At 70.4% G+C, this 24,533-nt stretch carries 28 protein-coding genes; 14 read left to right on the plus strand and 14 right to left on the minus strand.

The window, feature by feature from the left end; translation table 11 throughout:
• The first annotated feature begins 27 nt into the window (after positions 1-27).
• The 6 genes from ACIGCK_RS13720 to ACIGCK_RS13745 all read left to right on the plus strand — a co-directional run bounded on the left by ACIGCK_RS13720 (position 28) and on the right by ACIGCK_RS13745 (position 7,003).
• On the plus strand, positions 28-1,092 hold the full coding sequence (locus ACIGCK_RS13720; RefSeq protein ID WP_396666808.1) for an ABC transporter substrate-binding protein: 1,065 nt from the start codon (positions 28-30) through the stop codon (positions 1,090-1,092).
• A 72-nt stretch (positions 1,093-1,164) separates the two neighbouring features.
• Positions 1,165-2,178: an adenosine deaminase gene (gene add, locus ACIGCK_RS13725; protein ID WP_396666809.1), complete on the plus strand. Its 1,014-nt coding sequence runs from the start codon at positions 1,165-1,167 to the stop codon at positions 2,176-2,178.
• Entirely contained in the window at positions 2,175-3,566 is a 1,392-nt protein-coding gene (locus ACIGCK_RS13730) for an NtaA/DmoA family FMN-dependent monooxygenase (RefSeq protein WP_396666810.1), read from the plus strand. Before add ends, ACIGCK_RS13730 begins: the two co-directional genes overlap by 4 nt.
• A 46-nt stretch (positions 3,567-3,612) precedes the next feature.
• Positions 3,613-4,197: a TetR family transcriptional regulator gene (locus ACIGCK_RS13735; protein ID WP_396666811.1), complete on the plus strand. Its 585-nt coding sequence runs from the start codon at positions 3,613-3,615 to the stop codon at positions 4,195-4,197.
• 68 nt (positions 4,198-4,265) lie between these two features.
• A complete protein-coding gene (locus ACIGCK_RS13740; RefSeq protein WP_396666812.1) occupies positions 4,266-5,639 on the plus strand; it encodes an NtaA/DmoA family FMN-dependent monooxygenase in 1,374 nt (457 codons plus the stop codon).
• On the plus strand, positions 5,636-7,003 hold the full coding sequence (locus ACIGCK_RS13745; RefSeq protein WP_396666813.1) for an NtaA/DmoA family FMN-dependent monooxygenase: 1,368 nt from the start codon (positions 5,636-5,638) through the stop codon (positions 7,001-7,003). Before ACIGCK_RS13740 ends, ACIGCK_RS13745 begins: the two co-directional genes overlap by 4 nt.
• Before the next feature lie 10 nt (positions 7,004-7,013).
• On the opposite strand, the gene ACIGCK_RS13750 is transcribed toward ACIGCK_RS13745, so the two are convergent.
• The 12 genes from ACIGCK_RS13750 to ACIGCK_RS13805 form a co-directional block, all read right to left on the minus strand.
• The gene (locus ACIGCK_RS13750) at positions 7,014-7,232 is read right to left on the minus strand and encodes a helix-turn-helix domain-containing protein (RefSeq protein WP_396666814.1); all 219 of its coding nucleotides are present in this window, start codon (positions 7,230-7,232) and stop codon (positions 7,014-7,016) included.
• Positions 7,232-7,717, minus strand: a complete 486-nt coding sequence (locus tag ACIGCK_RS13755) for a DUF2975 domain-containing protein (RefSeq protein WP_396666815.1) — start codon at positions 7,715-7,717, stop codon at positions 7,232-7,234. The genes ACIGCK_RS13750 and ACIGCK_RS13755 overlap by 1 nt, the downstream gene beginning before the upstream one ends.
• A gap of 60 nt (positions 7,718-7,777) precedes the next feature.
• Positions 7,778-8,602 carry a hypothetical protein gene (locus ACIGCK_RS13760; protein ID WP_396666816.1) on the minus strand — a complete coding sequence of 275 codons (825 nt, stop codon included), beginning with the start codon at positions 8,600-8,602 and terminating at the stop codon, positions 7,778-7,780.
• Positions 8,599-9,141 (minus strand): hypothetical protein, encoded by a 543-nt coding sequence (locus ACIGCK_RS13765; protein WP_396666817.1) that lies wholly within the window; start codon positions 9,139-9,141, stop codon positions 8,599-8,601. The genes ACIGCK_RS13760 and ACIGCK_RS13765 overlap by 4 nt, the downstream gene beginning before the upstream one ends.
• Positions 9,142-9,148: 7 nt before the next feature.
• Positions 9,149-9,547: a hypothetical protein gene (locus ACIGCK_RS13770; protein ID WP_396666818.1), complete on the minus strand. Its 399-nt coding sequence runs from the start codon at positions 9,545-9,547 to the stop codon at positions 9,149-9,151.
• A gap of 120 nt (positions 9,548-9,667) precedes the next feature.
• Positions 9,668-10,564, minus strand: coding sequence for an NAD-dependent epimerase/dehydratase family protein (locus ACIGCK_RS13775; protein WP_396666819.1), 897 nt, complete (start codon positions 10,562-10,564; stop codon positions 9,668-9,670).
• 10 nt (positions 10,565-10,574) lie between these two features.
• Positions 10,575-11,690 (minus strand): mandelate racemase/muconate lactonizing enzyme family protein, encoded by a 1,116-nt coding sequence (locus tag ACIGCK_RS13780; protein ID WP_396666820.1) that lies wholly within the window; start codon positions 11,688-11,690, stop codon positions 10,575-10,577.
• A 76-nt stretch (positions 11,691-11,766) separates the two neighbouring features.
• Positions 11,767-12,915: a hypothetical protein gene (locus tag ACIGCK_RS13785; RefSeq protein WP_396666821.1), complete on the minus strand. Its 1,149-nt coding sequence runs from the start codon at positions 12,913-12,915 to the stop codon at positions 11,767-11,769.
• Between the two features lie 49 nt (positions 12,916-12,964).
• Positions 12,965-13,753 carry an ABC transporter permease gene (locus tag ACIGCK_RS13790; RefSeq protein WP_396666822.1) on the minus strand — a complete coding sequence of 263 codons (789 nt, stop codon included), beginning with the start codon at positions 13,751-13,753 and terminating at the stop codon, positions 12,965-12,967.
• On the minus strand, positions 13,750-14,487 hold the full coding sequence (locus tag ACIGCK_RS13795) for an ABC transporter ATP-binding protein (protein WP_396666823.1): 738 nt from the start codon (positions 14,485-14,487) through the stop codon (positions 13,750-13,752). Before ACIGCK_RS13795 ends, ACIGCK_RS13790 begins: the two co-directional genes overlap by 4 nt.
• 100 nt (positions 14,488-14,587) lie before the next feature.
• Positions 14,588-15,220 (minus strand): helix-turn-helix domain-containing protein, encoded by a 633-nt coding sequence (locus ACIGCK_RS13800; protein WP_396666824.1) that lies wholly within the window; start codon positions 15,218-15,220, stop codon positions 14,588-14,590.
• Positions 15,221-15,284: 64 nt separating this feature from the next.
• A complete protein-coding gene (locus ACIGCK_RS13805; protein ID WP_396666825.1) occupies positions 15,285-15,452 on the minus strand; it encodes a hypothetical protein in 168 nt (55 codons plus the stop codon).
• A 146-nt stretch (positions 15,453-15,598) separates the two neighbouring features.
• Between ACIGCK_RS13805 and glsA the strand changes: the two genes are divergently transcribed.
• From glsA to ACIGCK_RS13845, 8 genes are all read left to right on the plus strand, one after another.
• Positions 15,599-16,543, plus strand: coding sequence for a glutaminase A (gene glsA / locus ACIGCK_RS13810; RefSeq protein ID WP_396666826.1), 945 nt, complete (start codon positions 15,599-15,601; stop codon positions 16,541-16,543).
• Between the two features lie 73 nt (positions 16,544-16,616).
• Positions 16,617-17,879 (plus strand): bifunctional phosphopantothenoylcysteine decarboxylase/phosphopantothenate--cysteine ligase CoaBC, encoded by a 1,263-nt coding sequence (gene coaBC, locus ACIGCK_RS13815; protein ID WP_396666827.1) that lies wholly within the window; start codon positions 16,617-16,619, stop codon positions 17,877-17,879.
• Positions 17,876-18,808, plus strand: coding sequence for a type I pantothenate kinase (coaA, locus tag ACIGCK_RS13820; RefSeq protein ID WP_396666828.1), 933 nt, complete (start codon positions 17,876-17,878; stop codon positions 18,806-18,808). The genes coaBC and coaA overlap by 4 nt, the downstream gene beginning before the upstream one ends.
• An 82-nt stretch (positions 18,809-18,890) precedes the next feature.
• Positions 18,891-19,667: a Rossmann-like and DUF2520 domain-containing protein gene (locus ACIGCK_RS13825; RefSeq protein ID WP_396666829.1), complete on the plus strand. Its 777-nt coding sequence runs from the start codon at positions 18,891-18,893 to the stop codon at positions 19,665-19,667.
• A complete protein-coding gene (panC, locus tag ACIGCK_RS13830; protein WP_396666830.1) occupies positions 19,664-20,515 on the plus strand; it encodes a pantoate--beta-alanine ligase in 852 nt (283 codons plus the stop codon). The genes ACIGCK_RS13825 and panC overlap by 4 nt, the downstream gene beginning before the upstream one ends.
• Before the next feature lie 11 nt (positions 20,516-20,526).
• Positions 20,527-20,910 carry an aspartate 1-decarboxylase gene (panD, locus tag ACIGCK_RS13835; protein ID WP_396666831.1) on the plus strand — a complete coding sequence of 128 codons (384 nt, stop codon included), beginning with the start codon at positions 20,527-20,529 and terminating at the stop codon, positions 20,908-20,910.
• On the plus strand, positions 20,907-21,752 hold the full coding sequence (gene panB, locus ACIGCK_RS13840) for a 3-methyl-2-oxobutanoate hydroxymethyltransferase (protein WP_396666832.1): 846 nt from the start codon (positions 20,907-20,909) through the stop codon (positions 21,750-21,752). Before panD ends, panB begins: the two co-directional genes overlap by 4 nt.
• Positions 21,753-21,838: 86 nt before the next feature.
• On the plus strand, positions 21,839-22,312 hold the full coding sequence (locus ACIGCK_RS13845; protein ID WP_396666833.1) for an Hsp20/alpha crystallin family protein: 474 nt from the start codon (positions 21,839-21,841) through the stop codon (positions 22,310-22,312).
• Positions 22,313-22,379: 67 nt separating this feature from the next.
• Here ACIGCK_RS13845 and ACIGCK_RS13850 read toward each other — a convergent pair whose 3' ends face one another.
• Positions 22,380-22,814, minus strand: a complete 435-nt coding sequence (locus ACIGCK_RS13850) for a MarR family winged helix-turn-helix transcriptional regulator (RefSeq protein WP_396666834.1) — start codon at positions 22,812-22,814, stop codon at positions 22,380-22,382.
• Positions 22,815-22,872: 58 nt separating this feature from the next.
• Positions 22,873-24,351: a DUF222 domain-containing protein gene (locus ACIGCK_RS13855; RefSeq protein ID WP_396666835.1), complete on the minus strand. Its 1,479-nt coding sequence runs from the start codon at positions 24,349-24,351 to the stop codon at positions 22,873-22,875.
• Between the last annotated feature and the right edge of the window lie 182 nt (positions 24,352-24,533).

Raw genomic sequence — 24,533 nt, forward strand, 5'->3', positions numbered from 1 at the left:
GCTCCACCCACCACACCAAGGAGTCCCGTGCCCCCCATCAGCTCCCGACGCCGCTCCCGGCTCGTCGCCGCGTCGTCCCTCGCCCTCGTCACCTCCCTCGCTCTGGCCGGCTGCGCCGGCTCGGCGGGCGATTCGGCTTCCTCGGAGGTCTCGGAGGACCTCACGACCATCCGCGTCTCGCTCGGCTGGATCAAGAACGTCGAGTGGGCGGGATTCTGGATCGCCGACGCCAACGGGTACTACGCCGAGGAGGGGCTGGACATCGAGTGGATCGGCGGCGGTCCGAACGCCCCGACGACGATGGCGACGGTCGCCGCCGGTGACGCCGACCTCGGCATCGTGCCCAGCACGCAGCAGTGGCTGCAGACCTTCGCCGACGGCAACGACTGGACGGCGCTCGGCGCGCTGTTCCAGGAGAGCCCCGGCGCGCTCGTCTCCCTCGCCGGGGATCCGGTCTACTCCGCCGAGGACCTCGTCGGCAAGACGGTGCTCGGGCAGGAGGGCACGCAGATCAACTACGACGCGGCGTTCGCGCTCGCGGGGCTCGAGCCCGACTACGACTTCATCCCGGTCGGATTCGACATCGCCCCCCTCGTGGAGGGTCAGGGCGTCGCCTACACGGCGTACGCGACGAACCAGCCGATCATGCTCGAGGAGCAGTACGGGATGTCGCCCGACGATTACGTCGTCACCCTCTACGCCGAGCTCGGCATGCCCCTCTACGGCAACGTCGTCTACGGCGACTCGGCCTACGTCGAGGAGAACGGCGATCTCATGGAGGCGTTCCTGCGGGCGTCGATCCGCGGGTGGGAGGAGAACGGCGAGGACTTCGCGGTGGGCGCTCAGCTCTCCGTCGACGAGTTCGGCGCCGACCTCGGCCTCGATCTCGTGCAGCAGACGCGGGAGAACGAGCTGCAGCAGCCCCTCGTCGTCGGCGAGTACGGCGACCCCCTGTTCTGGATGGACCCCGAGCTGATGCGGGAGGTCATGTACCCCGGTCTCGAAGCCGCCGGGTACACCGATCTGCCGGATCCCGCGGACTACATCGACCTCAGCTACCTGGAGGCGGCGCACGCCAGCCTGCAGAAGTGATCCGGGTGGGGCCGGAGTCCATCCCTGCGGCCCCACCCCCCCCGCCAACCCCCGAGCGCCAGAAAGACACCGATGACCCTCAGCGACACACTTCCCTCCTCGTCCACGACGCGCGATCTGCGGGCGCTTCCCAAGGGGCACCTGCACCTGCACATGGAGGCCGCGATGCGCCCGGCCACCCTGGTCGCGCTCTCCGAGAGGCTCGGCATCGAGCCCGCGCCGACGAACGGCTTCCAGGGGTTCACCGCGTTCAGTGCGACCTATCGGGGGCTCCTCGCGGCGATGGATCACGACGACCACCTCGGCATCCTGATGGATCAGATCTTCGAGGACCAGGCCGAGGAGGGCGTCGCGTACCTGGAGCTGGGGGTCAGTCCCCGGTTCTACGCCGAGCGCTACGGCTCGCTCGACGCGGCGCTCGCCGAGATGCTGGACCTCGCCCGCGCCGCCTCCGCCGCGCACGGCGTGGCCTTCGGGTTCATGCCCACGATCGATCGCACCGCCGGCCTCGACAATGCCATCGAGGTCGCCCGCTCGGCGGCGCGCTTCGCCGGCGAGGGGGTCGTCTCCCTCGGGCTCGCGGCGGACGAGCGCGGATTCCCGTGCGCCGACTTCGGCGAGCCGTTCGCGATCGCCCGCGCCGCGGGGCTGCAGTCCACGCCGCACGCGGGGGAGCTCGTCGGGCCGGAGTCGGTGCGGGAGGCGCTGGACGTGCTCCACGCCGACCGCATCCTTCACGGCGTGCGCTCGGTCGAAGATCCCGAGCTCGTCGCCGAGCTGGCCGAGCGCGGAATTCCGCTCGACGTGTGCCCCACCTCCAACGTCCTCCTGGAGGTCGTCGCCGAGATCGGGGAGCATCCTCTGACCCGCCTGCTGGATGCCGGGGTGCGCTGCTCGATCAACGCCGACGACCCGATCCTGTTCGGGCCCGACATCCTCTCCGAGTACGAACTGTGCCGCACCAGCCTCGGCCTGAGCGACGAGCAGCTCGCTGCGTGCGCGTGGACGTCGATCGAGACGACGCTCGCGCCGGCGGACGTCAAGGCCGCGGCCAAGGCGCGGATCGACGGGTGGCTCGCGGCATGAGCAAGACGCTCCACTTCGGTGTCTTCGAGGTCATGGGTCCCCAGGTGGGCGGCACGTACAGCTGGGCGCACCCGCGCAGCGAGGGCCTGTCGTATCTCGACCCCGCGTACTGGATCCGGATGGCGCGGATCCTCGAGGAGTCCGGATTCGACTTCCTCTTCTTCGCGGGCGGGTACGGGTACCCGCTCATCGACGGCGACCTTCCGCGGGTCGCGGTGGAGAAGGGCATCAACTTCCCCGGGGCCGACCCCGACTACCTGATCCCGATCCTCGCCCAGCACACCGACCGGCTGGGATTCGTCGTGACGCAGTCGACGGGCGTGGACCACCCCGTGCAGCTCGCACGCCGCTTCGCCACGCTCGACCACCTCACCCGTGGGCGCATCGGGTGGAACATCGTCACGGGGGCCTCGCAGAACGCCGTGGCCGACGTCTTCGGGCACGAGAGCATGGTGCCTCACGACACGCGCTACGAGATGGCTGCCGAGTACGTCGAGCTCGCGTCGCGATTCTGGGAGACGGCGTGGGATGACGACGCCTTCGTCGGCGATGCGGCATCCGGCGTCTTCGCGCGGCGCGACGGCGTGCACCGCGTGAGCTTCGAGGGCGAGCACTACCGCTCCCGCGGCTACTTCGGGGCGCCTCCCTCGCCGCAGCGCACACCGGTGCTCTTCCAGGCGGGGACCTCGCCGGCCGGCCGCGCGTTCGCCGCGGGCAACGCGGAATGCGTCTTCGTGCAGGCGACGACTCCCGCCCGCACCGCCGCGGCGGTGGCGGACATCCGCCGGCTGGCGGGCGAGGCGGGCCGCGACCCGCAGGGTGTGAAGCTCATGGCGGGCCTGACGGTGTTCGTGGGCGAGAGCGAGGCGGACGCCCGTCGGTACGAGGCGGAGTTCGACGCGATGCAGACCGACGAGATCGTCGCCTCCCTGTACGCGGGCAACACCGGCATCGACCTCCTGGCGCTGGATCCCGATCGGACGCTGCAGCAGATCATGGATGCCAGCGGCCCGGTCGGCCAGATGGGCACGAGCAACATCGAGCGGTTCCTGGGCGAGGACGCGCCGACCGTGCGCGAGATCCTGGACCAGCTGCGGGGCCGGGGAACCCGCGGCTTCCGGATCGTAGGCGACCCCGTGCAGATCGCCGATCAGATCGAGGCGCTCATCGCGACCACCGACCTGGACGGCTTCCTCATCGAGCCGGTGTTCGAGCCGAACGACCTCGAGGACTTCGGTCGTCTCGTCATGCCTCTCCTGCGTGAGCGCGGCCGGCTGCGGGACGGCGCGCCGGGGAACTCCCTGCGTGCCCGCCTGACGGAGACTCCCGGCAACGACCGCCTCGGCGCGGCGCATCCCGTGCTGGCGCCGGCGGTGGCGGCCCGCTGAGTTCCGCGACGTCCTCGGCCCGATCGCGCGCCATACAATGAGCGTCGTGGACGGCACACCGGAGCGCCAGCGGCTGCTGGGTCTCGTCGTCAACCTGATCCTGCGCGACGGCGTCATCGACCTCAGCCTCAGCGCGATCGCGCGGGCCATCGGCTCGAACAACCGGATGCTGCTGTACTACTTCGGCTCGAAGCAGGAGCTGATCGGGGAGGCCGCGCTCGTGGCGTTCGACCGGTTTCCGCGCCTGCGCGACATGTTCGACCGACTCCGCGACGCGGGCGACCTCGAAGAGCGTCTGATCGCGGCGTGGGACGACCTCGCCGACCCCGAGAGCCGCCCCTACGTGCGGCTGTTCTTCCAGCGGTTCGGCATCGCCATGCGCGACCCCGACGAGTGGGGCGATTTCATCGAGCGCGTGGGTCGTGAATGGGTGGAGGAGGTGGATGCCGTGCTGCGCGCCGAGGGCTTCGACGGGGGCGACGCGCGGGCCGCCGCCACGCAGATCATCGCCCTGTTCCGCGGGCTGCAGTTCCTCCTGCTGTCGGGGGTGCCGGCCGATCAGCTGCGCGACGCGTATCGCCTCGGCATCCGCCCCGTCCTTGAACGTGCGCCAGGCTTCTCGCGGCGGTGACACCCTCGTAACAAACCCCTCGTACAGTCTGAACTGTTCAGTTCACTTACAGTGCAGGGGGTGGCCGGATGACGGCTCCGTGGAAGATCGGGATGTTCCAGTGCGCGGGCCTGATGGGGGCGTGGAAGCTCCCCGAGAACACCGCGACGGACTTCCTCGACCTGGGACACTGGCTCACCATGGCCCGCCGCTGCGAGGAGGCCGGCGTGGACTTCCTCTTCTTCGCCGACGACTACGGCTACCCCGTCGTGGGTGAGGGGATCCCCGCCACGGCGCTGCGCGGCGGGGTGCAGTTCCCCAAGGCCGATCCGACGATGATCCTCCCGGCTCTCGCGGCCGTGACCGAACGCCTGGGGCTCGTGACGACCCTCTCGACGACGGTCGAGAAGCCGCCGATGGTGGCGCGCAAGATGGCGACGCTCGACCACATGACGAACGGCCGGATCGGCTGGAACATCGTCACGGGAGCGGGGCAGAACGCCTCCGCGCGCCTTTTCGGGCTGCCCATGACCGAACACGACAAGCGGTATGAGATCGCCGCCGACCACGTCGACCTGTCGCTGAAGCTCTGGGAGGGATGCTGGGACGAGGGCGGCCTCGTCGTCGACCGGGAGGCGGGCGTCTACGCCGACCCCGATCGCGTGCGCGAGATCTCGCACGACGGGCCGCATTTCTCCTCGCGCGGCATCCTCACGGTGCCGCCCGGCCCGCAGCGCACCCCCATGCTCTTCCAGGCCGGGGCCTCCGCCCCCGGGCGCGACCTGGCCGCGCGCTACGCCGAGGCCGTCTTCCTCGCCGCGGAGGTGCCGGCGCTCGCGGCGCAGATCGCCGACATCCGGCGGCGCGCCGAGGAGTACGGGCGGGATCCCCGGTCGATCCGGTGCCTGATCGCAGGCACCTTCGTCGTCGCAGGGACGGATGCCGAGGCCCGCGCCCTGCGCGACCGCTCGACCGGCACGCGATCGCTCGATGACGCCGCGGCATCCTATGCCTTCTTCACGGGGCTCGACCTCTCCGCGATGGACCCCGACAAGCCCTTGGAGGTCGACGCCGCCCTCACGCAGACGGGCCGCACCAACGTCGAGCGGTTCCTCGGTCCGGACGCTCCCACCGTGCGGGAGATCCTCGAGGAGTTCCAGCGCAACAGCGTGATGGGGGCGCCGTTCATCGGTGACGCGAGCCAGGTCGTCGATCAGGCGCAGGCGGCGATCGAGGCGACGGATGCCGACGGCTTCCTCGTGCAGCCCGACCACACGGGCACCTTCGACAGCTTCCTCGACCTCGTCATGCCGGAGCTGCGCGCACGCGGCCTCGTGGAGACGGACCGGCACCCCATGACCCTGCGCGAACGGCTGTCCGGAAGCGGGTCGCCGCACCTGGCCCCCGAGCATCCCGGTGCCGCGTATCGACGCGACCTTTCGGAGCGGAGCGTGTTCGCATGACCAAGAAGCTGGCGATCGGGATGTTCCAGAACGGGCGCGCCCGCGGCACGTGGAAGACCCCCGGGCGGGAGCACGAGCCCAACTTCACCGACCTCGACTACTGGATCGATCTGGCCCGGAAGTGCGAGGCGGTGGGGGCCGACTTCCTCTTCCTGGCCGATTCGTACGGCTACCCCACTCTGGGCGGGACGGTGGTGCCGACGGCGGTCGAGCGCGACGTGCAGTTCTCGACCGTCGACTCGCAGATGCTCATGTCGGCGCTCGCCGCCGCGACCTCCACGCTCGGACTCGTCACGACGGTCTCGACCATGGCGGAGAAGCCCCCCATCGTCGCCCGCCAGTACCGCACGCTCGACCACCTCTCGAAGGGTCGCATCGGCTGGAACATCGTCACGGGGTCGGCGCAGGCGGGCTCCGCGCTGCTCTTCGGCGAACCACTCATGCCGCACGACGACCGGTACGCCCTCGCGGACGACCACGTGCAGCTTTCGCTGAAGCTCTGGGAGGGGTGCTGGGCCGACGACGCCTTCGTGCGGGATGCGGCGACCGCGGTGTGGGCCGACCCCGAGCGGGTGCGGGAGGTCGTGCACGACGGACCCTTCTTCTCGTCGCGGGGCGTGCTCGTGACGCCCCCCTCGCCTCAGGTGACACCGACGCTGTTCCAGGCCGGGGCGTCGAGCGCGGGCCGCGAGCTCGCCGCGACGTACGCCGAGGCCGTCTTCCTCGCCGCCGAGTCGAAGGCGCTCGCCGAGCAGATCGGCGACATCCGCCGCCGATCCGAGGCGAAGGGGCGCGGGCGCGACGCCGTGAAGTGCCTGATCGCGGGGACCTTCCGCGTCGCCGACACCGAGGAGGAGGCGATCGCAGCCCACGAGGCGCAGATCGCCGAGATCTCCCTCGAGTTCGCCGCGACGACCTACGCCTACTTCACGGGCATCGACCTGCTCTCGCTCGATCTCGACAAGCCGATGCCGGCGAGGGCCGCGGACACCGACAACGGCCGCACCAACGTGGAACGATTCCTCGGGCCCGACGCGCCCACGGTGCGCGAGATCCTGGAGGAGTTCCGTGCGAACGGCGTCATGGGCAAGCCGTTCCTCGGCACCGTCGAGCAGGCGGTCGACCAGTCCCTCGCGCTCATCGAGGAGACGGATGCCGACGGCTTCCTGGTGCAGCCCGATCCCGACGGCGGGCACGACCTGTTCTTCGAGAAGGTGATGCCGGAGCTGCGGCGGCGAGGCGTGATCAAGGATGAGCTGCCGGGCGGCACGCTGCGCGAGCACCTGTTCGGCGAGGGGCGGGCGCGCCTGCCGGAGACCCACCCCGGGGCGGCGTTCCGGCAGGAGGCGCGCACGTTCGCGTGAGCCTCGCGATTCACCCGGCCGGCGCGGGTGCCTCCCACCGCAGGAGGTCGCCCGGCTGGCAGTCCAGTGCTTCGCACAGCGCGTCGAGGGTCGAGAAGCGCACCGCTCGCGCGCGGCCGTTCTTGAGGACTGCGAGGTTGGCGGGAGTGACCCCCACGAGGTCGGCGAGCGTGCCGACAGACATCTTGCGGCGCGCGAGCATCACGTCGATGTCCACGACGATCGGCATCAGATCACCTCGTCGAGCTCGGAGCGGAGGGCGCGAGCCTCGGCTTCGCGATCGATCGCCTGCGTGAGCAGCGTCCGCATCACCACGACCAGCATCGCCATGCCGGCGAGCACGATCGAGAACCCGCCGACGATGCCGACGACACCCGGCGCCGCCCGTCCTGCGGCGAGCAGCGCCGCCAGGGCGAAGACCACGACCGCTGCTCCGACGACGGCGCCGATGATCACGTCGACATAGCGGAAGGCCGCGGGTGAGAACACCGACCCGCGGCGGACCATCGTCAGTAGCTGCCAGACGCAGACCGCGAAGGCCTGCATCGTCAGCACGCCGGCCACCGCCAGCACCGTCAGCGTGATGCGCGCTCCCAGCGGAACGCCGCCGAGATCCGCCCACAGCAGCGGCACGATGACCACCTGCACCACGAGGGAACCGGCCAATGACACCGCGATGACGGCACGGAGCGCCAGGATCGTCCATCCGCGCATTGCACACCTCCTCGGCGAGAACTATCGAAAAACAATAGATATCGCAAGGAATTCGATAAGTCAATGCTGTGTCGCGGCGAACAGGACGGCGGGATAGGTGCTGAGGAAGGCGGGCACGAAGTTGTTGAGACCCATGACGAACGCGATGCCGAGATGGAACAACACGCCTACGGCGAGGATGCCGAAGGTCACCGGGGGCGGTGCGATCAGCGCGATCACGAAGACCAGCTCGAACGCGATGGTGCCCCAGGTGAGCACTTTGCCGATCCAGGAGTAGCGCCGCAACAGATCGCCGGCGGAGCGGCTGCCGTACGACGCGGTGTCGACGACCATCCCCACCGCGAGCCCCCTTCTCCACACCGGTGAGATCACCTTGGCGATCCCCGCGCTCAGATAGGCGAGCGTGACCTGGAGCGCGAGGAACCACAGTCCTATCGTCATGACCGTCTCGCTCTGGAAGGGGCCGAACACGATGACGCACGTGATGCCGACGATGAGATTCATCTGGTCGGCTCCGTCCTGACCGTAGCGTTGTCGTGCAGTGATGAGCAGCAGCGCCACCGTCGAGGTGAGGAGACCGCACCACTGCAGCCACGACCGCGCGGGCGCAACGGCGAAGACGAGCACCGCACCGATCTGGATCCACAGCATCGTGGTCATCCCGCGCAAGCCGAAGAGCCGTCGTTGTATCCCCTCGGGGACCAGGGTGCGGTACGCCCCCGACCCGGAGGCGCGGAACACCTTCCACGACATCGCCCCGCGTTCGCCGAAGTCGCGTCGATCGTGCAGGTACTCCGCGGCGGTCAACAGCACCGCGACGGCGTGGATCCAGACGACGAACTGGAGGGCGTCCGTCGCCCCCCACGCGCCGGAGAGGGGGTTCACGCGAGACCGTGGAACGGTGACATGACCAGTGGTACGGGCGAACCCTCGCGTCCGAACCCCTGCCGCTCGACGACCGCGAACTGGAAGGATGCGGCATCCCCGTGGTGATCCGCGCTGTGCGCCACGATGTTGACCAGCACGAGGTAGGGGCCCGAAATGAGCAGGGTGCGCTCGAGAGCTGCGGTCGGGCGATCCTCCCTCTTCGCTCGCCCGATCATATCGACGAGCGTGGCCACGGCATCCACGACGACCTTGGTCCGGCGCTTGCGAGGGTTCCAGAACGGGCTCATGGCGTCCTGACGCGGGATGGGAAGCACGTCGCGCCACGGCGTGAGGGTGCCATCGCGCAAACGATCCCGGCCGATGACGTGATAGTCGCTACGACCGGGGTTCGGTGCGAAGAACGTCCATATCGGAAGGATCTGCAGCACGTCGAAGCGCTTGAGTGCGTTGATCCTGTCAGTGGAGAACTGGCTGGCCACGCACAGCGCGAGCCAGAGGGCGAAGAAGAGGGCGACCGCTCCGTCGGCCGGACTCATCGCGGGGTCAGCTGTCCTCGTCCGCACGCCGTGACTGCTCGAGCGCCTTCACGACGGCCTCGCGTGCCGCGAGCAGATCGTCGAGGGTGGCGCCGTCATCCTCGTCTTCTCCGGCATCGACCGGTGCACCGCGCCCCAGGCGGGCGCTCTCGGTCGCCGCGCGCAGCTGAAAGTCGTCGGCGCCGACGAAGTCCGTCGCCGCCGTGACGAGGGTCACGACCTTCTTGCGGTGCTTCCAGAGCCACTTGCCCGCCTTGACCCAGATGCCGAGGGCATCCGGGGGATCGAATATGGTGACCCGTCGGACGTCGTCCGACTGGGCTTCCTCCTGCAGTGAGATCAGCGCGTCGAGGAGCTGGATCTCGGCGGGCGATAGAGCGACGGACTTCTGCGATGAGCGTGCCATCATGTCTCCTTTGCACCGCTCCGATGCGGTGTGATGGCGCACACGGTAGGTCTCGGGCGATACCTCGACAAGGGCCCTTAGTCCCGCCGTCGAGGATCTCGAGCGGCGCTGCGACGTCTTCTAGCTGCGGAGCGGTTCGCCGCGCTCGTCGAGGTGGTCGCGCCAGGACCGAGCGGGGGCCCAGCCGAAGAGGCGGTGCGCCTTCGACGAGTCGATGCCGCTGGCATCCGCCCGTGACACCGGGCGTCTCTCCACCTCGGGGTGCAGGCGCTCGACCTCGGCGAGCAGGTCGCGACCGCCGATGTTGTCGGCTGCCGCGGCGTACACGACCTCGTGGCCGGGCGTCGGGGTCTCGACGCACGCGACGACCAGGTCGGCCAGGTCGCGCACGTCGATGTAGGCCCAGAACACGGCGCTCGGAAGGTCGGGATCGGCGAAGAAGGGCCGGAGGTTCGATGCGTAGGACTCGGGGGTGAGCACCCACGTCGGACGTATCGACACCGCGGTCGCGTCGGTGCGCGCGACGAGCGCGTCGCACAGCATCTCCGTCACGCGCTTGGACATGCCGTAGGCGTCGTGCGCGAGGTCGGGGTGCGTCTCGTCGATGGGGCAGAAGGCGCCCACGAACGGTCGGAGCGCCCACGTCATGCCCGATACCGAGTCGCTCGACAGATTGATCAGCCGCGGGATGCCGCGGGCCGCCACCGCCTCCACGACGTTGAACGTCGACGACACGTTCGTGAGGAACACGGCATGCGCGACGTTCTTCGTCGGCTCCGGGATGCCCGCCGTGTGCACGACGACGTCGACGTCCCGGATCACGGCGAACGCGTCACCCGCATCCGTCAGGTCGGCCTGGACGTAAGGGACCGGGTCCGACTCGTCCACGTCGTAGACGGGGCGGCCGAGATCGGTTCCCCGCACGTCGTGGCCGGCGGCGCGCAGCGCCAGCACGGCGGCGCGACCGACCTTGCCGCGGCATCCGGTGACGAGGATCCTCTGGGGCGACGATGTCATCTCATCATCCTCACGCGTCGGCGAACGCTCGTCGGCCCGCCTCGATCACGTCGAGATCGAGCTGCAGGCCGAGGCCGGGACCCCGGGGCACCGAGATCCGGCCGTCGACGATCGACGCGACATCGAATCCGCAGCCCGGCGCCACTCGATCGAGCATGGGGGAGAGGTGGAAGGGGTACTCGATCAGGTCGACGCCGGGGACGCTCGCCGCGACGAGGGCGTTGGCTGCGAGGGTGACGGGGCTGCCGTGGAGGTGCATCACGACGCGGGCACCGCGGCCCTGCGCCGTCAGGGCCATCTGCCGGGCGTCCTCGACGCCGCCGCAGATCGAGGCGTCGGGCTGGATGACCGAGACCGCGGCCGCATCGAGGGTGTCGAGCATGTGCTCGGAGCTGAAGAGGTGCTCGCCATAGGCGAGAGGCACGGGGGATGCCGCGGCGATGCGCGAGATCGCGCCCATGCGCGTCGCCGGCACGGGCTCCTCGAACCAGCTGATGTTCAGATCCGCGAGTCGGTGCGCCATCTCGATCGCCTCGGCGACCGAGAAGAGTTCGCTGCCGTCGACCATCAGGTCGATCTGGGGGAGCAGCTGCCTCAGATCCCCGAGGACGCGCATGGCCGTGCGCCAATCGGGGCCGATCCTCATCTTCACGCTGTCCACCCCCCGATCCAGCAGCGGACCGAGCAGCTCGACGTGCGCGTCTGCGCTGCGCGACTCGAGGAAGTGACTGTTGCCCGCGTAGACGCGCAGAGTGTCGGTGCGGCGGCCGATCTCGGCGGAGACCGAGCGCCCCTCGCTGCGCCCCAGCGCGTCTCGCAGGGCGATATCCACCGCGCTGAGGGACTGGGCGGCGGAGTGGCTGAACCCCAGGGTTCGGGCGACGGCACCGCGGGTCTTCCGCAGCGCGTCGAGCGCGTCCCTGCCGGGCAGTCCCGTGACTGCCGGCGCCCAGACGTCATCCACGAAGCGGGCGAGCACGGTGGGGTACGAGATGCCGAAGCTGTCGCAGCTCTCGCCCCAGCCCACGGCGCCGTCGGCGGTCTCGACGCGCACGAGGAAGAGCGTCATCGCGGCGTAGTCGGTCTCGAGTCGGAGGGGGTGTGCGGTGACGGAGGCGATGGTCATGGGTACTGCTTTCCGTGTGGTGAGGGGTCGGCCGAGGGGGCGGGCGGCGGCTCGCGTCGTCGCCCGCCCCGCGTGATCACCGGCCGTAGCTGATGCTCGAGTCGAGGAACTCGTTCGTGTAGATGTCTTCGGCGGTCAGGCCCTCGGCGACCTCGACACCGGATTCGGCGTAGATGTCGGCCAAGAGGGCCGTCATCCGCTCCATCCGCTCCGCGTCGAAGGAGCCGAACACGCCATCGGTGCCATCGGCGACGATTCCCTCGTCCTGCATGACGCGGTGGATCTCGGCGCCGAGCTCGGGCGTGACCTGGAAGAACTGGTCGATCTCGACGAGGTAGTCGGAGATCGCCTGGTTGACCGGCTCGGGGTCGTCCATGTAGTCGATCTGCGCCTGCTGCATGGCGGGCACCAGCTGGGCGAGGCAGTCCGACTGAGCTTCGACGACCTCGGGCTTGCCCGACCACGCGGCGGGGTAGATGTCGTACCCGGAGTCGGCGATGAGGAAGGAGTCGACATCGCGACCGTAGTCGGGGAAGTCCACCTTCAGGCGGTACGGCTCCTGCGTGATGTAGCCCTGCATGACGACGGGCTCGTCGGCGACGAGGCGCGTGACCGATCCGTCGAAGGAGCCATCGACCTGGTCGGCGCGCACGTCGCCCTGGGCGATGAGGTAGTCCATGTAGGTCGCGCCCTGGAAGTACAGCACCGTCGCATCGCTCTCGCCGATGTCCGAGATCTCGTCGAAGGAGTAGCGCTCCGGATCCCACAGGAGGATCTGCGGGTTGACCTGCAGCGGCGTGTACACGGCCTTCGTCGGCTGGTCGGCCGAGAGCTTGACCGACTCGTCGGTGTCGATCATCGCGAGCATGATCGAGTCATCGGAGTACAGCAGCGCGGTGGACTGTTGGAAGCCGATGAAGGGTCCGCCCGAGCGAACCTCGATCGTGATCGAGGGGTCGGCGATCGCGGGACCGGAGTAGATCCCCGCATCGGGGTCGGTCGTCGCCTCGGCGGGATCGATCAGGGCGTAGGCGGCGGAGTGCTCGGGCTCGGGGAACCAGTTGGTCTGCAGGACGACCGTGGCGGGGCAGGCGCTCAGCGCGCCCTCGCCGCCGGCTGCCACGGCGTTCTCGGCGGTCGTCTCCGATCCGGCGCAGCCGGCGAGGCCGAGTGTGACGGCGATGCCGGCTCCGAGGGTCGCGAGGAGGGGGCGTGATCTGTTCATGGTGTGCTCCAGGTGTCGGGTGATTCGGGTGGGGCGGTGCAGGAGGAGGTCATCGGCGGTCGGGCTGGTACCACTTGCCCACGACGAGGCGGGAGAGGAGCCCGAACAGCCAGAAGGCGGCGAGCCCGAGCAGCGAGGCGAGGATGATGGCGCCGTAGAGCATCTCGCCGTTGAGGAGGTTGCGGTACGTGTCGATCGCGAGCCCGATCCCCGACTCGCCCTTGCGGAAGAAGAAGTCGGCGACGATCGCGCCGACCACCGCCATGCCCGCCGAGATCCGCAGGCCGGTGAAGAGCGCGGGCAGCGCAGCGGGGAACTGCAGTCGCGTCATGACCGTCCAGCGACTGGCCTTCTTCAGCCGGAAGAGGTCTTTCATCTGAGGGCTGGCGGAGTGCAGACCGAACAGGGTGTTCGTGATGATCGGGAAGATCGAGATGAGGATGACGACCAGGATGCGGCTGCCGAAGCCGTAGCCGAGCGCGAACGCGATGAGGGGCACCAGTGCGAGGATCGGCACGCTCTGAAGGGCGACCGCGTAGGGGTAGAGCGTCGTCTCGACCCATTTCGACTGACTCATCAGGACGGCGGTCACGATGCCGATGGCCGCCGCGATCGCGAGACCCGACATCGCGACGAGCGCGGAGGTGCCGAGCTGGCGGAGCAGGTCGAGCAGGTTCTCGGGATCGAGGAACGCCACGACGACGATCTCGTGCGGCATCGGGAGGATGAACCGCTTGGAGGGGGTGAGGAGGAAGGCGCTCGTGATGTACCAGAGCGCCAGGACGGCGGCGGCGAAACCGACCGGCATGAGGATGGAGATCCAGGTGCGGCGCGTCATGCCATCGCCCCTTTCAGCAGGTCGGAGATGTCGGAGGAGAGGCGGGCGAACTCGGGCGAGTACCGCGTGTGCTCGTCGCGGTGGTCGCCGAAGGGAACGGCGAACTCGCCGATGATCCGGCCGGGCGCGGCGCCCATCACCACGACCCGCGTGGCCATGTAGACGGCTTCGGCGATCGAGTGGGTGACGAAGACGCCCGTGAACCGCTCCTCGCGCCACAGGGAGCGGACATCGTCGTTGAGCTTCTCCCGGGTGAACTCGTCGAGCGCTCCGAAGGGCTCGTCGAAGAGGAAGAGCGCGGGGTTGTTCACGAGCGAGCGCGCGAGCGACGCGCGCATGCGCATGCCTCCCGATAGCTGGTGCGGGAGGTGCTCCGCGAAGGACGCGAGCCCGACGAGCTCGAGGGAGGTGGAGACGCGCCGCTCGATCTCGGCGCGGGGAAGCCGCTCGAGTTCGCCGAAGAGGGCGACGTTGCGTGCCACCGTCAGCCACGGGAGGAGCGTTGCGTCCTGGAAGACGTATCCGACGTTCTGGGTGCCGACGATCGTGCGACCGGAGGACGCGCTGTCGAGTCCCGATGCCAGGCGGAGGAGCGTGGACTTCCCGCATCCCGACGGGCCCAGGAGCGCGACGAACTCGCCGGGGCTGATCGTGAGATCGACGTGGTCGAGCGCGACGGTCCCGTTCGGGAACCGCATGCCGACATCGTCGAACTCCAGTGTGGCGCCGGACATCGTTCCTCCCGAGCTAAATATTGACTAGATCAATATCTGCCAGGGATGTTTCGCGCCTGTTACCCCGCAATTGCCGATGTGTGAAGGCTGGAGCGCGTGATCAAATATGCTGCTCTGCAATATTTCGTGACTGTGCGTCAGGCCCCGCCTGTGTCACGAGCAGCCGTGCGGGCCAGACGCCGACGACCCGCCACCGGTGGCGCACGCCTCCGGCGAAATAGAGGGTGTCGCCGGGGCCGATGCGGTGGACGCCCTCGGCGTCGAGGTCGACCTCGAGGTGCCCGGAGATGACGTAGATGAACTCGGCACCGGGATGCTGGTAGTAGTCCTCGAATTCCGAGACGCTCGTGACGAACTCGAGGGGATACATCGTGCGCTCGCCGGCGACGAGCGACTTCGCCTGCCCGTTGGACTGCACGGCCATCGAGCCCTGATCGGCGCGGACCAGGCTGACGGTGGACGTGTCGATCTCGGCGGCGGCGCTCGTGCCCGGATCGCCGCCCGAGAGGAGCGCCGGTGTCGTGGTGTCCAGGGCCGATGCGAGGCGATGGAGCGAGGGCATGCTGGGGCGGGCGCGTCCTCGTTCGATCTGGCTCAGGAACGGTTGCGAGAGTCCGGTTCGTCCGGCGAGGGCGACGAGGGTGAGCCCCTTCTTCTTGCGCAACGCACTGATGCGCAGACCGAGCTCGGTCGTCATGCGATCGTTCGGGTCGTCGGCGGGGTGCTCTGCCATGCCTCCAACCTAGGCGTTGCCCGGACCCGCCCCGAGCTCACCGTCTGGCCGGTGGTCGCCGCGCCTAGTCGGGGCGGTTCCCGCGTGCCTCGCGTTCGATGAGCTTCTCGGTCAGCTTGGCCTCGGCGGCGACCTCGAGCTCCGGCTCGGTCTCTGTCTCGCTGGCCGGGCTATAGGCCATGTCCTTCCGCACGTTCTCGGACGCGGGGGCGGGGGAGTCGTTGTCGGTCATGGACGTTCCTTCCATCGGACGAGACCGTCACGCTACGCGCGGCTCTCCGCGCCGCGGAGGGGCTTGACAGGCAGCCGGCTCGGGCGAGGTACGAGGGTGACATGCCGCCACCGCCTGCACGAGGGCGCCCGTGCCAGGCTGGAGGCATGGCGAAGGCTCCCGCTCCCGATCACCACACCTACGACCTGGACGCGCTCGAAGAGAGGGTGCGCCGCGAGGGTGGCGGCGAAGTCGACGACAGCATCCCGCAGCTGGCGGGTGCCGATCCCGACTTCTTCGGTGTCGCGCTCGCGCAGGCCGACGGCTCGATTCGCGGAAGCGGCGATGCCGACGTCGCCTTCAGCATCCAGTCGGCCGTGAAGCCGTTCCTGTTCGCCCTCGCACTGGTCGACACGGACGGCGACGCACTCGAGCGCGTGGGCATCGAGCCGACCGGCGAGGCCTTCGACGCCATCAAGCTCGAAAGCGGAACGGGCCGCCCGCCCAACCCGATGGTCAATGCGGGGGCCCTTCTGACGGCCGCGCTGGTCGACGGCGGGAACGCCGAAGGACGTGATGAGCGGATCCTGCGGGGTCTGTCCGCCTTCGCCGGGCGAGCCCTCGAGGTCGACGAGGACGTCGCCCGGAACGAGCACCTACTCGGCGATCGAAACCACGCGCTCGCCCACCTCATGCGCTCGGAGGGCACGCTCGCCCTCGGCGCAGATGAAGCGGTGGAGGTGTATGCGCGCGCCTGCGCCGTGCTCGTCGACGCCGAGGCGCTGGCCGTGATGGGAGCGACCCTCGCGCTGGGGGGCGTCAACCCCGTCACCGGCCACCACGTGGTGCCGTCTCGGGTCGCGCGCGATGTCGTCGCGGTGATGGCGACGTGCGGTGTCTACGACGGCTCCGGACGCTGGATGAGGCGCGTGGGCATCCCCGCGAAGTCGAGCGTGTCCGGGGCGATCGTGCTGTCGGCTCCCGGCGTTCTCGGGGCGGCGGTCGTGAGCCCGCCGCTCGATGACCAGGGCACCAGCGTGCGCGGCCGCATCGCGAGCGAGCTGCTGAGCGAGGACCTCGACCTCCACGTCTTCGGATCCCTGCGGGGGTGAGCCGCTCGGTCGGCTCCACCGAGCCGGCTCGCAGGGGCGTCGGCGCCGCCCGCCCCGATACAGTGGGCTCATCATGGATCGGCCGCTCAACATCGTCGTAGGTGTCACGGGCGGCATCGCCGCGTACAAGACCGTGCAGATCGTGCGGGACCTCGTGCTCCTCGGCCACGAGGTGCGGGTGATCGCCACCGATTCCGCGCTGCGGTTCGTGGGTGCCCCGACGTGGGAGGCCATCAGCCGCAACCCCCTGAACACCTCGATCTTCGACGACGTCGCGGCCGTGCGCCACGTCGCCCTGGGGCAGCAGGCGGATGTCGTGGTCATCGCCCCCGCCACGGCGAACACGATCGCGAAGCTCGCGGCGGGGATCGCCGACGATCTCCTCGGCACGACGGTGCTGGCAAGTCGCGCGCCGCTCGTGGTCGCCCCCGCGATGCACACCGAGATGTGGCAGCACCCCGCCACGACCGCGAACATCGCGACGCTGCGGGAGCGCGGCGCGACGATCGTCGGGCCGGGGTCCGGCCGACTCACGGGAGCCGACATCGGGCCGGGGCGCATGAGCGAGCCGGACGAGATCGTCCAGGCGACGCTCGCCGCGGCATCCGCGGCCCGCACCGCCGTCCCGCGCGACCTCGAGGGCCGGCGCGTGCTGATCACCGCCGGCGGGACGCGGGAGCCCATCGACCCCGTGCGCTTCCTCGGCAACCGCTCGAGCGGCAAGCAGGGCGCGGCGTTCGCGCTCGCCGCCGCCGCCCGCGGAGCCGAGGTCACCGTCATCGCCGCGAACATGGATGCCGCGCCCGCCGCCGCCGTCGCCGCAGCGGGCGTCACGCGCGTCGACGTCGAGACGGCCGCCGAGCTCGCGGCGCGGGTACAGGAGCTCGCGGGGTCGGCGTCCGTCGTCGTGATGGCGGCCGCCGTCGCCGACTTCGCCCCCGCCGAGCCCCGGGAGCGCAAGCTCAAGAAGGACGAGCTCGGCGAGACGCTCGAACTCGCCCTCGTTCGCACTCCCGATGTGCTCGCCGATCTCGTCGCCCACCCCGTGCCCGGCCGTATCGTCGTCGGCTTCGCCGCGGAGACGGCACGGGACGCCGACGAGCTCGTCGCGCTCGCCCGCGCGAAGGTCGCGCGCAAGCCCGCCGATCTTCTCGTCGCCAACGCCGTCGGCGGCGGGCGTGGGTTCGGCGCCGACGAGAACGCCGCGACCGTGCTCGATCGCACCGGCCGCGTGGTCGCGCAGGTCTCGGGGAGCAAGCGCGAGGTGGCCGACGCCGTGCTCGACGCCGCAGGGGATCTGCTGGTCGGACGCGACGAGGCCGAGCCGACGGCGTGAGCGAGCCGATCCCCTCGACGTATCGCGAGATCACCCGCGCCGAATGGGCGCGTCTCGCCGCCGACATGCCCCAGCCGCTGACGGCGGAGGAGATCGAGCACGTGCGAGGGCTCGGCGACCGCCTCGACCTGGGAGAGGTCGCGGACGTGTACCTGCCGCTCAGCCGACTTCTCAGCCTCTACGCCGCGGGGGCGCAGTCCCTCGGCGCCTCCACCGCGACGTTCCTCGACGAACCCGACACCACGACGCCGTTCATTATCGCGATCGCCGGGTCGGTCGCCGTCGGCAAGTCGACCATCGCGCGGCTGCTGCGAGAGCTGGTCGCCCGCTGGGCCGATACCCCGCGCGTGCAGCTCGTCACCACCGACGGCTTCCTGCTCCCGAACGCGGAGCTCGAGCGCCGGGGTCTCATGCGTCGCAAGGGCTTCCCGGAGTCGTACGACCGCCGCGCCCTCGTCGAGTTCGTCGCGGCCGTGAAGAGCGGCGCGAGCGAGGTGCGGGCGCCGGTCTACTCTCACCGCATCTACGACATCGTGCCCGGCGAGGTGGTGACCGTTCGGCGCCCCGACGTCCTGATCGTCGAGGGGCTGAACGTGCTCCAGCCGCCGCCGCGCCCCAACGACGTCTCCGTGGCCGAGTTCTTCGACTTCTCCATCTATGTGGATGCCGCGGCATCCGACATCGAGCGGTGGTACACCGAGCGGTTCCTCGCGCTGCGCGAGGCGGCGTTCCGCGACCCGGCCTCTTACTTCCGTACCTACGCCGACCTGAGCGATGCCGAGGCGGTGGAGACGGCTGCGGGATTCTGGCACGGCGTGAACCTGCCGAACCTGCGGGAGAACGTGCTGCCCACCCGTCACCGCGCCGACCTCGTGCTGCGTAAGGGCGCGGATCACGCCGTCGAGAGCGTGCTCCTGCGCAAGCTGTGAACGTCGGTGGCGCATTTGTCCGGCGCGCGGTCGTGGAGGATACTCGACACACCCGCACCGTCCGTCCCGGGTGTGTGAACTCATGACCCCCACCACGCCGCAGCCGCGTCGCCCCGTCGCGACGGTCGCCGTCGTCGGTGCCGGGCGCCTCGGCCGCCCGCTGGCGCGGGCCCTCTCCGCCGCGGGGTCGACCGTCACGGGTCCCTTCGGCCGGGACCAGGCGCTGGACACGAGGCGCGTCGACGCCGTGGTGCTTTGCGTGCCGGATGCCGCGATCGCCGATGCCGCGTCGACGGTGCGCGCGTCGGGGTTCGGCGGCGTGATCGTGCACACCTCGGGTGCGACGCCGCTGCGCGGGTCCGGCGCCGACGCGGGCCTGCATCCCCTGCAGACCTTCACGGGCGACGAAGGCCCCGAGGCGTTCGCCGGTGCCGGATGCGCGATCGCCGGCATCACACCGGAGGCGCTCGACGCGGCCCGGGCGCTCGCCGAGGCCCTCGGCCTCCGCGCCTTCGAGGTGCGGGACGAGCAGAGGGCGGGGTACCACGCCGCGGCATCCGTCGCATCGAACTACCTCGTGACGCTGCTGGATGCCGCGGAGCAGGTGGCCGCCACCGCGGGGCTCGATGGCGCCGACGCCCGGGCGCTGCTGCATCCGCTCGTGGCGGCGACGGTGGCGAACTGGGCCTCGCTCGGACCATCGGGCGCCCTGACCGGCCCGGTGGCGCGGGGCGACGACGCGACGGTGCGGCGGCAGCGCGCGGCGATCGAGAGCGAAGCCCCCCACCTGCTCCCCCTTTTCGACGTGCTGCGCGATGCGACGCACGACCTGGCAGAGAGAGGACGGATCCGCGGATGAGGATCGTACGGACCGTGACCGAGATGCGTGCCGCGGCGCGGGACGCCCGCGCGGCGGGTCGACGCATCGGGCTCGTGCCGACGATGGGGGCGCTCCACGAGGGACACCTCTCACTCGTGCGCCGCGCGCGCGCCGATTCCGGGCTCGTCGTCGTCTCGCTATTCGTCAACCCGACCCAGTTCGCGGCCGGCGAGGACCTCAGCGCCTACCCGCGCGACGAGGTGCGCGACGCCGCGCTCGCCGAGGGGGAGGGGGCCGACATCCTCTTCGTGCCGTCGACCCAGGAGATCTACCCCGAGGGGTTCGCGACGACGATCCACATCTCGGGCATCACGGAGGTGCTCTGCGGCGCCTCGCGCGGTGCCGGCCATTTCGACGGCGTGGCCACCGTCGTGGCGAAGCTGCTGAACATGGTCACGCCCGACGTCGCGTACTTCGGGCAGAAGGACGCCCAGCAGGTACTCGTCGTGAGGCGGCTCGTGCGCGATCTCGACATCCCCGTCCGGATCGAGGCGTGCCCCATCGTCCGGGAACCCGACGGCCTCGCGATGAGCTCGCGCAACGTCTACCTCGACGCCGACGCCCGCGCGCAGGCGACGGCCCTCAACAGGGCTCTCGCCGCCGCCGCGGCGGCGGTCGCGGGGGGCGAGACCGCGGCGGGGCCCGTGCTGACCGCGGCGCGGGACGTGCTGGCCGATGCCGGAATAGATCCGGAGTACCTGGAGTTGCGGCATCCCGACGACCTACGCCGGCTCGATCGCATCGAGCGCGCGGCACTGCTGGCCGTCGCCGCAAGGGTGGGGCGCGCTCGTCTCATCGACAACCGGATCCTGGAGGTTCCCCGCTGATGCAGCGCACGATGCTGAAATCGAAGATCCACCGCGCGACGATCACCGGCAGCGATCTGAATTACGTCGGCTCGATTACGATCGATGCCGACCTGCTCGACGCGGCGGACATCCGCGAGAACGAGCAGGTGCAGGTGCTCGACATCGACAACGGCGCGCGCTTCGAGACGTATGCGCTCGTGGGGGAGCGGGGCACCGGCATCCTGCAGGTCAACGGTGCGGCGGCGCGTCTCGTGCACACGGGCGACACGGTCATCGTGATCACCTACGCCCAGTACTCCGAGGCCGAGCTGGCCGCCTACGAGCCCGTGGTCGTGCACGTGGACCGCCGCAACGGAATCATCGACGTCGACGCCGCCGTGGCGACGCTGCGCACAGATTCGGCGCGGTCATGAGCGCGGGGCCGGTGACCTTCGCCACCCTCGCTGCGCGGAAGGCGGCGCGGGAGGCCATCGTCATGGTCACGGCGTACGACTTCCCGAGCGCCCAGGTCGCATCGGCGGCGGGGGTCGACATCGTGCTCGTCGGCGACTCGGGGGCGATGACGGTGCTCGGCTACGACAGCACGGTGCCCGTCACGATCGACGAGATGCTCGTGCTGGTGAAAGCCGTTCGGCGCGGGCTCTCGGGGCCGATGCTCGTGGCCGACCTGCCGTTCGGTTCGTACGAGGTCTCCGACGAGCAGGCGATCCTCACGGCGCAGCGCTTCGTGAAGGAGGGCGGCGCCGACGCCGTCAAGATCGAGCGCGGCGGCACATCGGTCGAGCGTGCCCGTGCGCTCGTGGCCGCCGGGATCCCCGTCATGGGGCACGTCGGCCTGACGCCGCAGACCGCCGCCGTCCTCGGCGGGTTCCGGTCGCAGGGTCGCACGGCCGAGGAGGCCGCACGGGTGGGTCACGACGCCGTCGCGCTCCAGGACGCGGGATGCTTCGCCATCGTGTTCGAGGCCATCCCGAGTGCTGCCACCGAGGCGATCGTGCCGCTCTTGCACGTGCCGGTCATCGGCATCGGGGCGGGCCCCGCCACCGACGGCCAGGTGCTCGTGTTCCACGATCTGCTCGGCATCCACGACGGCGCCCCGGCGCGGTTCGTCAAGCGCTATGCCGCCCTGCGCGAAGCGATGATCGCGGGCGTCTCCGCGTACGCCGACGAGGTGCGCTCGGGTGCCTACCCGGCGCCGGAGCACGGCTACGGGATGCCCGCGGACGAGGCCGCTCGCCTGCGCCACATCCTCTAGCACTCTCTCCCGTCAAGTGCTAGTCTGAGCCTAGTTGAGTCAACGTGACTCAACTTCAGATTGGACGAGAACAGAAGGAGAGAATCATGGCGACCTACGACCCGTTCCGTGACCTCGACCGTCTCGCGATGGGCCTGTTCGACACCCGCCGCGGACCGCGGCGCATGCCGATGGATCTGTACCGCGACGGCGACCACTACGTCCTGACCGCCGACCTGCCGGGCATCGATCCCGGCTCTGTCGACATCGACGTGGACGGTCAGCTGCTGACGATCCGTGCCGAGCGCACGCTCGCCGCCGGTGACGGCGTCAAGTGGATCACCCGCGAGCGCGAAGCGGCCAGCTTCCTGCGCCAGCTCAACCTCGGTCAGGGGATCGACACCGACAACATCGCGGCGACGTACAGCAACGGCGTTCTCAGCGTCACGATCCCCGTGAGCGAGAAGGCCAAGCCTCGCAAGGTCGAGGTGAAGACCGACGCCGACACCCCCATCCTCACCGCGCACGAGAACCGGGGCGAGACGGCGCAGGCCGACGCGCCGCGCCCCGTCGAGCAGTAGCCCGCCGGGAATGGATGCCGCGGGTCGACGGCGGCCCGCGGCATCCGTGCGCCCGGGGAGGGGCCGCTCAGCAGTCCTGACCGCGGAGCTTCGACGTCAGGTCGCGCAGCTGGCGCAGCTCGTCCTCGTCGAGGCGCGACATCCTCTCGCTGATCGTGCGAGCGTGCTGCGTGGCGATCTTGCGGAAGGCCGCCGCGCCCTTCTCCGTGGCACGCACGAGGGCGCCGCGTCCGTCGTCGGGATCGGCGCACTTGGTCACGAGGCCGCGCGCCACCATTCGGTCGACGAGCCGCGAGACGGAGGGCTGGCTCACGAGCATGAGCGACGTCACGTCGCGAAGCCTCGCCGTCATGCCGGGGGCGCGGGTCACGGTCAGCAGCACGTCGTACTCCGCCTGCGCGAGGTCCGAGTCGCGGAAGTCATCGCTGATCTCGGTGAACACCTCGTGCTGGGCGCGGAAGAGGCTCTCCCACGCGTCGACGGCGAGGTGGCGGTTGGTCATGGGCAAGAGGATACGCCCTTCGCGCGAGGCTCGACCGGCGAGGCGCGGGCCCTCGGCGTCAGGTCGGGGGCCCGACCCCGATCGGTCGTGGCGCGAGTGCGCGACCCGATGGACGCCATCTGCCCGACGGATCCCACCACGACGGCCCGCGGATCTCGGGAACCCCGTCGCTCACGCGGATGCGCCAGCCGCCGGTGTCGATCGTGCGGTGGTGGTGCCAGCACAGCATCACCCCGTTGTCGATGTGTGTCGCGCCTCCCGCGGCGTGCGGGACGACGTGGTGGATCTCGCACCAGGCGGCGGGCACCAGGCATCCGGGGATCACGCAGCCGCCGTCGCGCGCGATGATCGCCCGGCGCTGGTGGGCGGTGAACACACGCTGCGGGCTCGAGAGCGACAGCACCTGTCCCGCGCCGCCCAGGGTGAGCGTCTGGATGCCGCCGCAGCACGCGATCTGACGCGCGAAGCTTGCGGGGACGGGCGTACGCGAGGTGTCGGACCCGGTCTCGTCGGGAAGGCGCACGCCTTCGAGGTGGGCGATCCCGGCCGGTCGGTGCAGCTCTTGCGCCGCCACGGTCACGAGCAGTGTCGGCGCCTGCCCGCCGAGGGTGGGGGTCTCGGCGGAACGGGCGGCCACCGCCAGGATTCCGGCGAGTGCGTCGTGCTGGCGCTGCGGGCGCGAGCGCAGGTCGGCGGGAGGCTCGCCCGTGCCGGTGCCGTCGTCGGGGGTGAAAGCGGGGCCGGATGCCGCGGCATCCGCGTGCCCGTCGCCCGCGCGCGGGCTCAGGTAGGCGTCCCACAGGCGCTGCAGCTGTGCGGCGACCTCGGGCAGCAGGCGACCCTGGAGGTCGACCAGGCCGTCGCGCGAGCGCCCGAACCGCACGCCGCGGAGGCGATGGTTCCTCTCGTCGTCGGGCAGGGCGCCGTCGGGGTCGAGGTAGAGTGCCCACACCTTCGCCTGGATCCGGATGTCGTCGGCGGTGGCCGGTGGCGCGGCGTCGCTCGTCGTCCCCGTGGCCGCCGCGACCAGCTCGCGCTCGGCGGCCGCCACGTTCGCAACGGCACAGCGCTCGCGCAGCGGCGCGAGGGTGCGTGTGATCGCGGTCAGCGCGTCGATGCCCAGCGCCCCCGTGAGGAAGGCGTCGCGGGCGTCGGGGAAGGCCGCGGGGAGCGGCTCGCCGGTCAGGCCCTCTCCCTGCCGCACGTCGTGGGCGGTCGCGGCGCGCGATCGAGCCGTCGCCGCCGACACCCCGGTGACTCGCTGCAGGAGCTCGGATGCGTCCCGGCAGCCGTATCGGGCGCTCAGCCGCTCGCCGCCGAGCGAGGGCCGGGAGCGCTCCGCGATCTCTCCCGCGACCATCGTGCGCAGGGCGTCGAGGCGTCGGCCCAGATCTTCCGACGCCCGGGCGAGCGCGACCAGTTCGGCATCCGACACCGCCGGACCGGCTGTAGCGGCGAGCGTCGGCGCGACCGCTGCATCCCATTCCGCACGCAGTGCTTCGAGCGACTGCTCGAGTGCGGCGAAAGGGCCTCCCATGAGGAGATTGTCGCAGGGGCCTCCGACATCGGCCGGGGCGCATCGGCGTGGGCGGCAAGAGTAAGGGCCGGTCGGAGAGGCTTCCGGCCGGCCCTTGTCCCTTTGCACCAAGAGTGTCCTGCAATCACATGTCGGCAGCTGCCACAGCAAAACAACTACCGTGCCTGCACTCTATAACGACC

The organism is Microbacterium sp. NPDC078428, assembly GCF_044542535.1.
Lineage (GTDB): Bacteria > Actinomycetota > Actinomycetes > Actinomycetales > Microbacteriaceae > Microbacterium > Microbacterium limosum.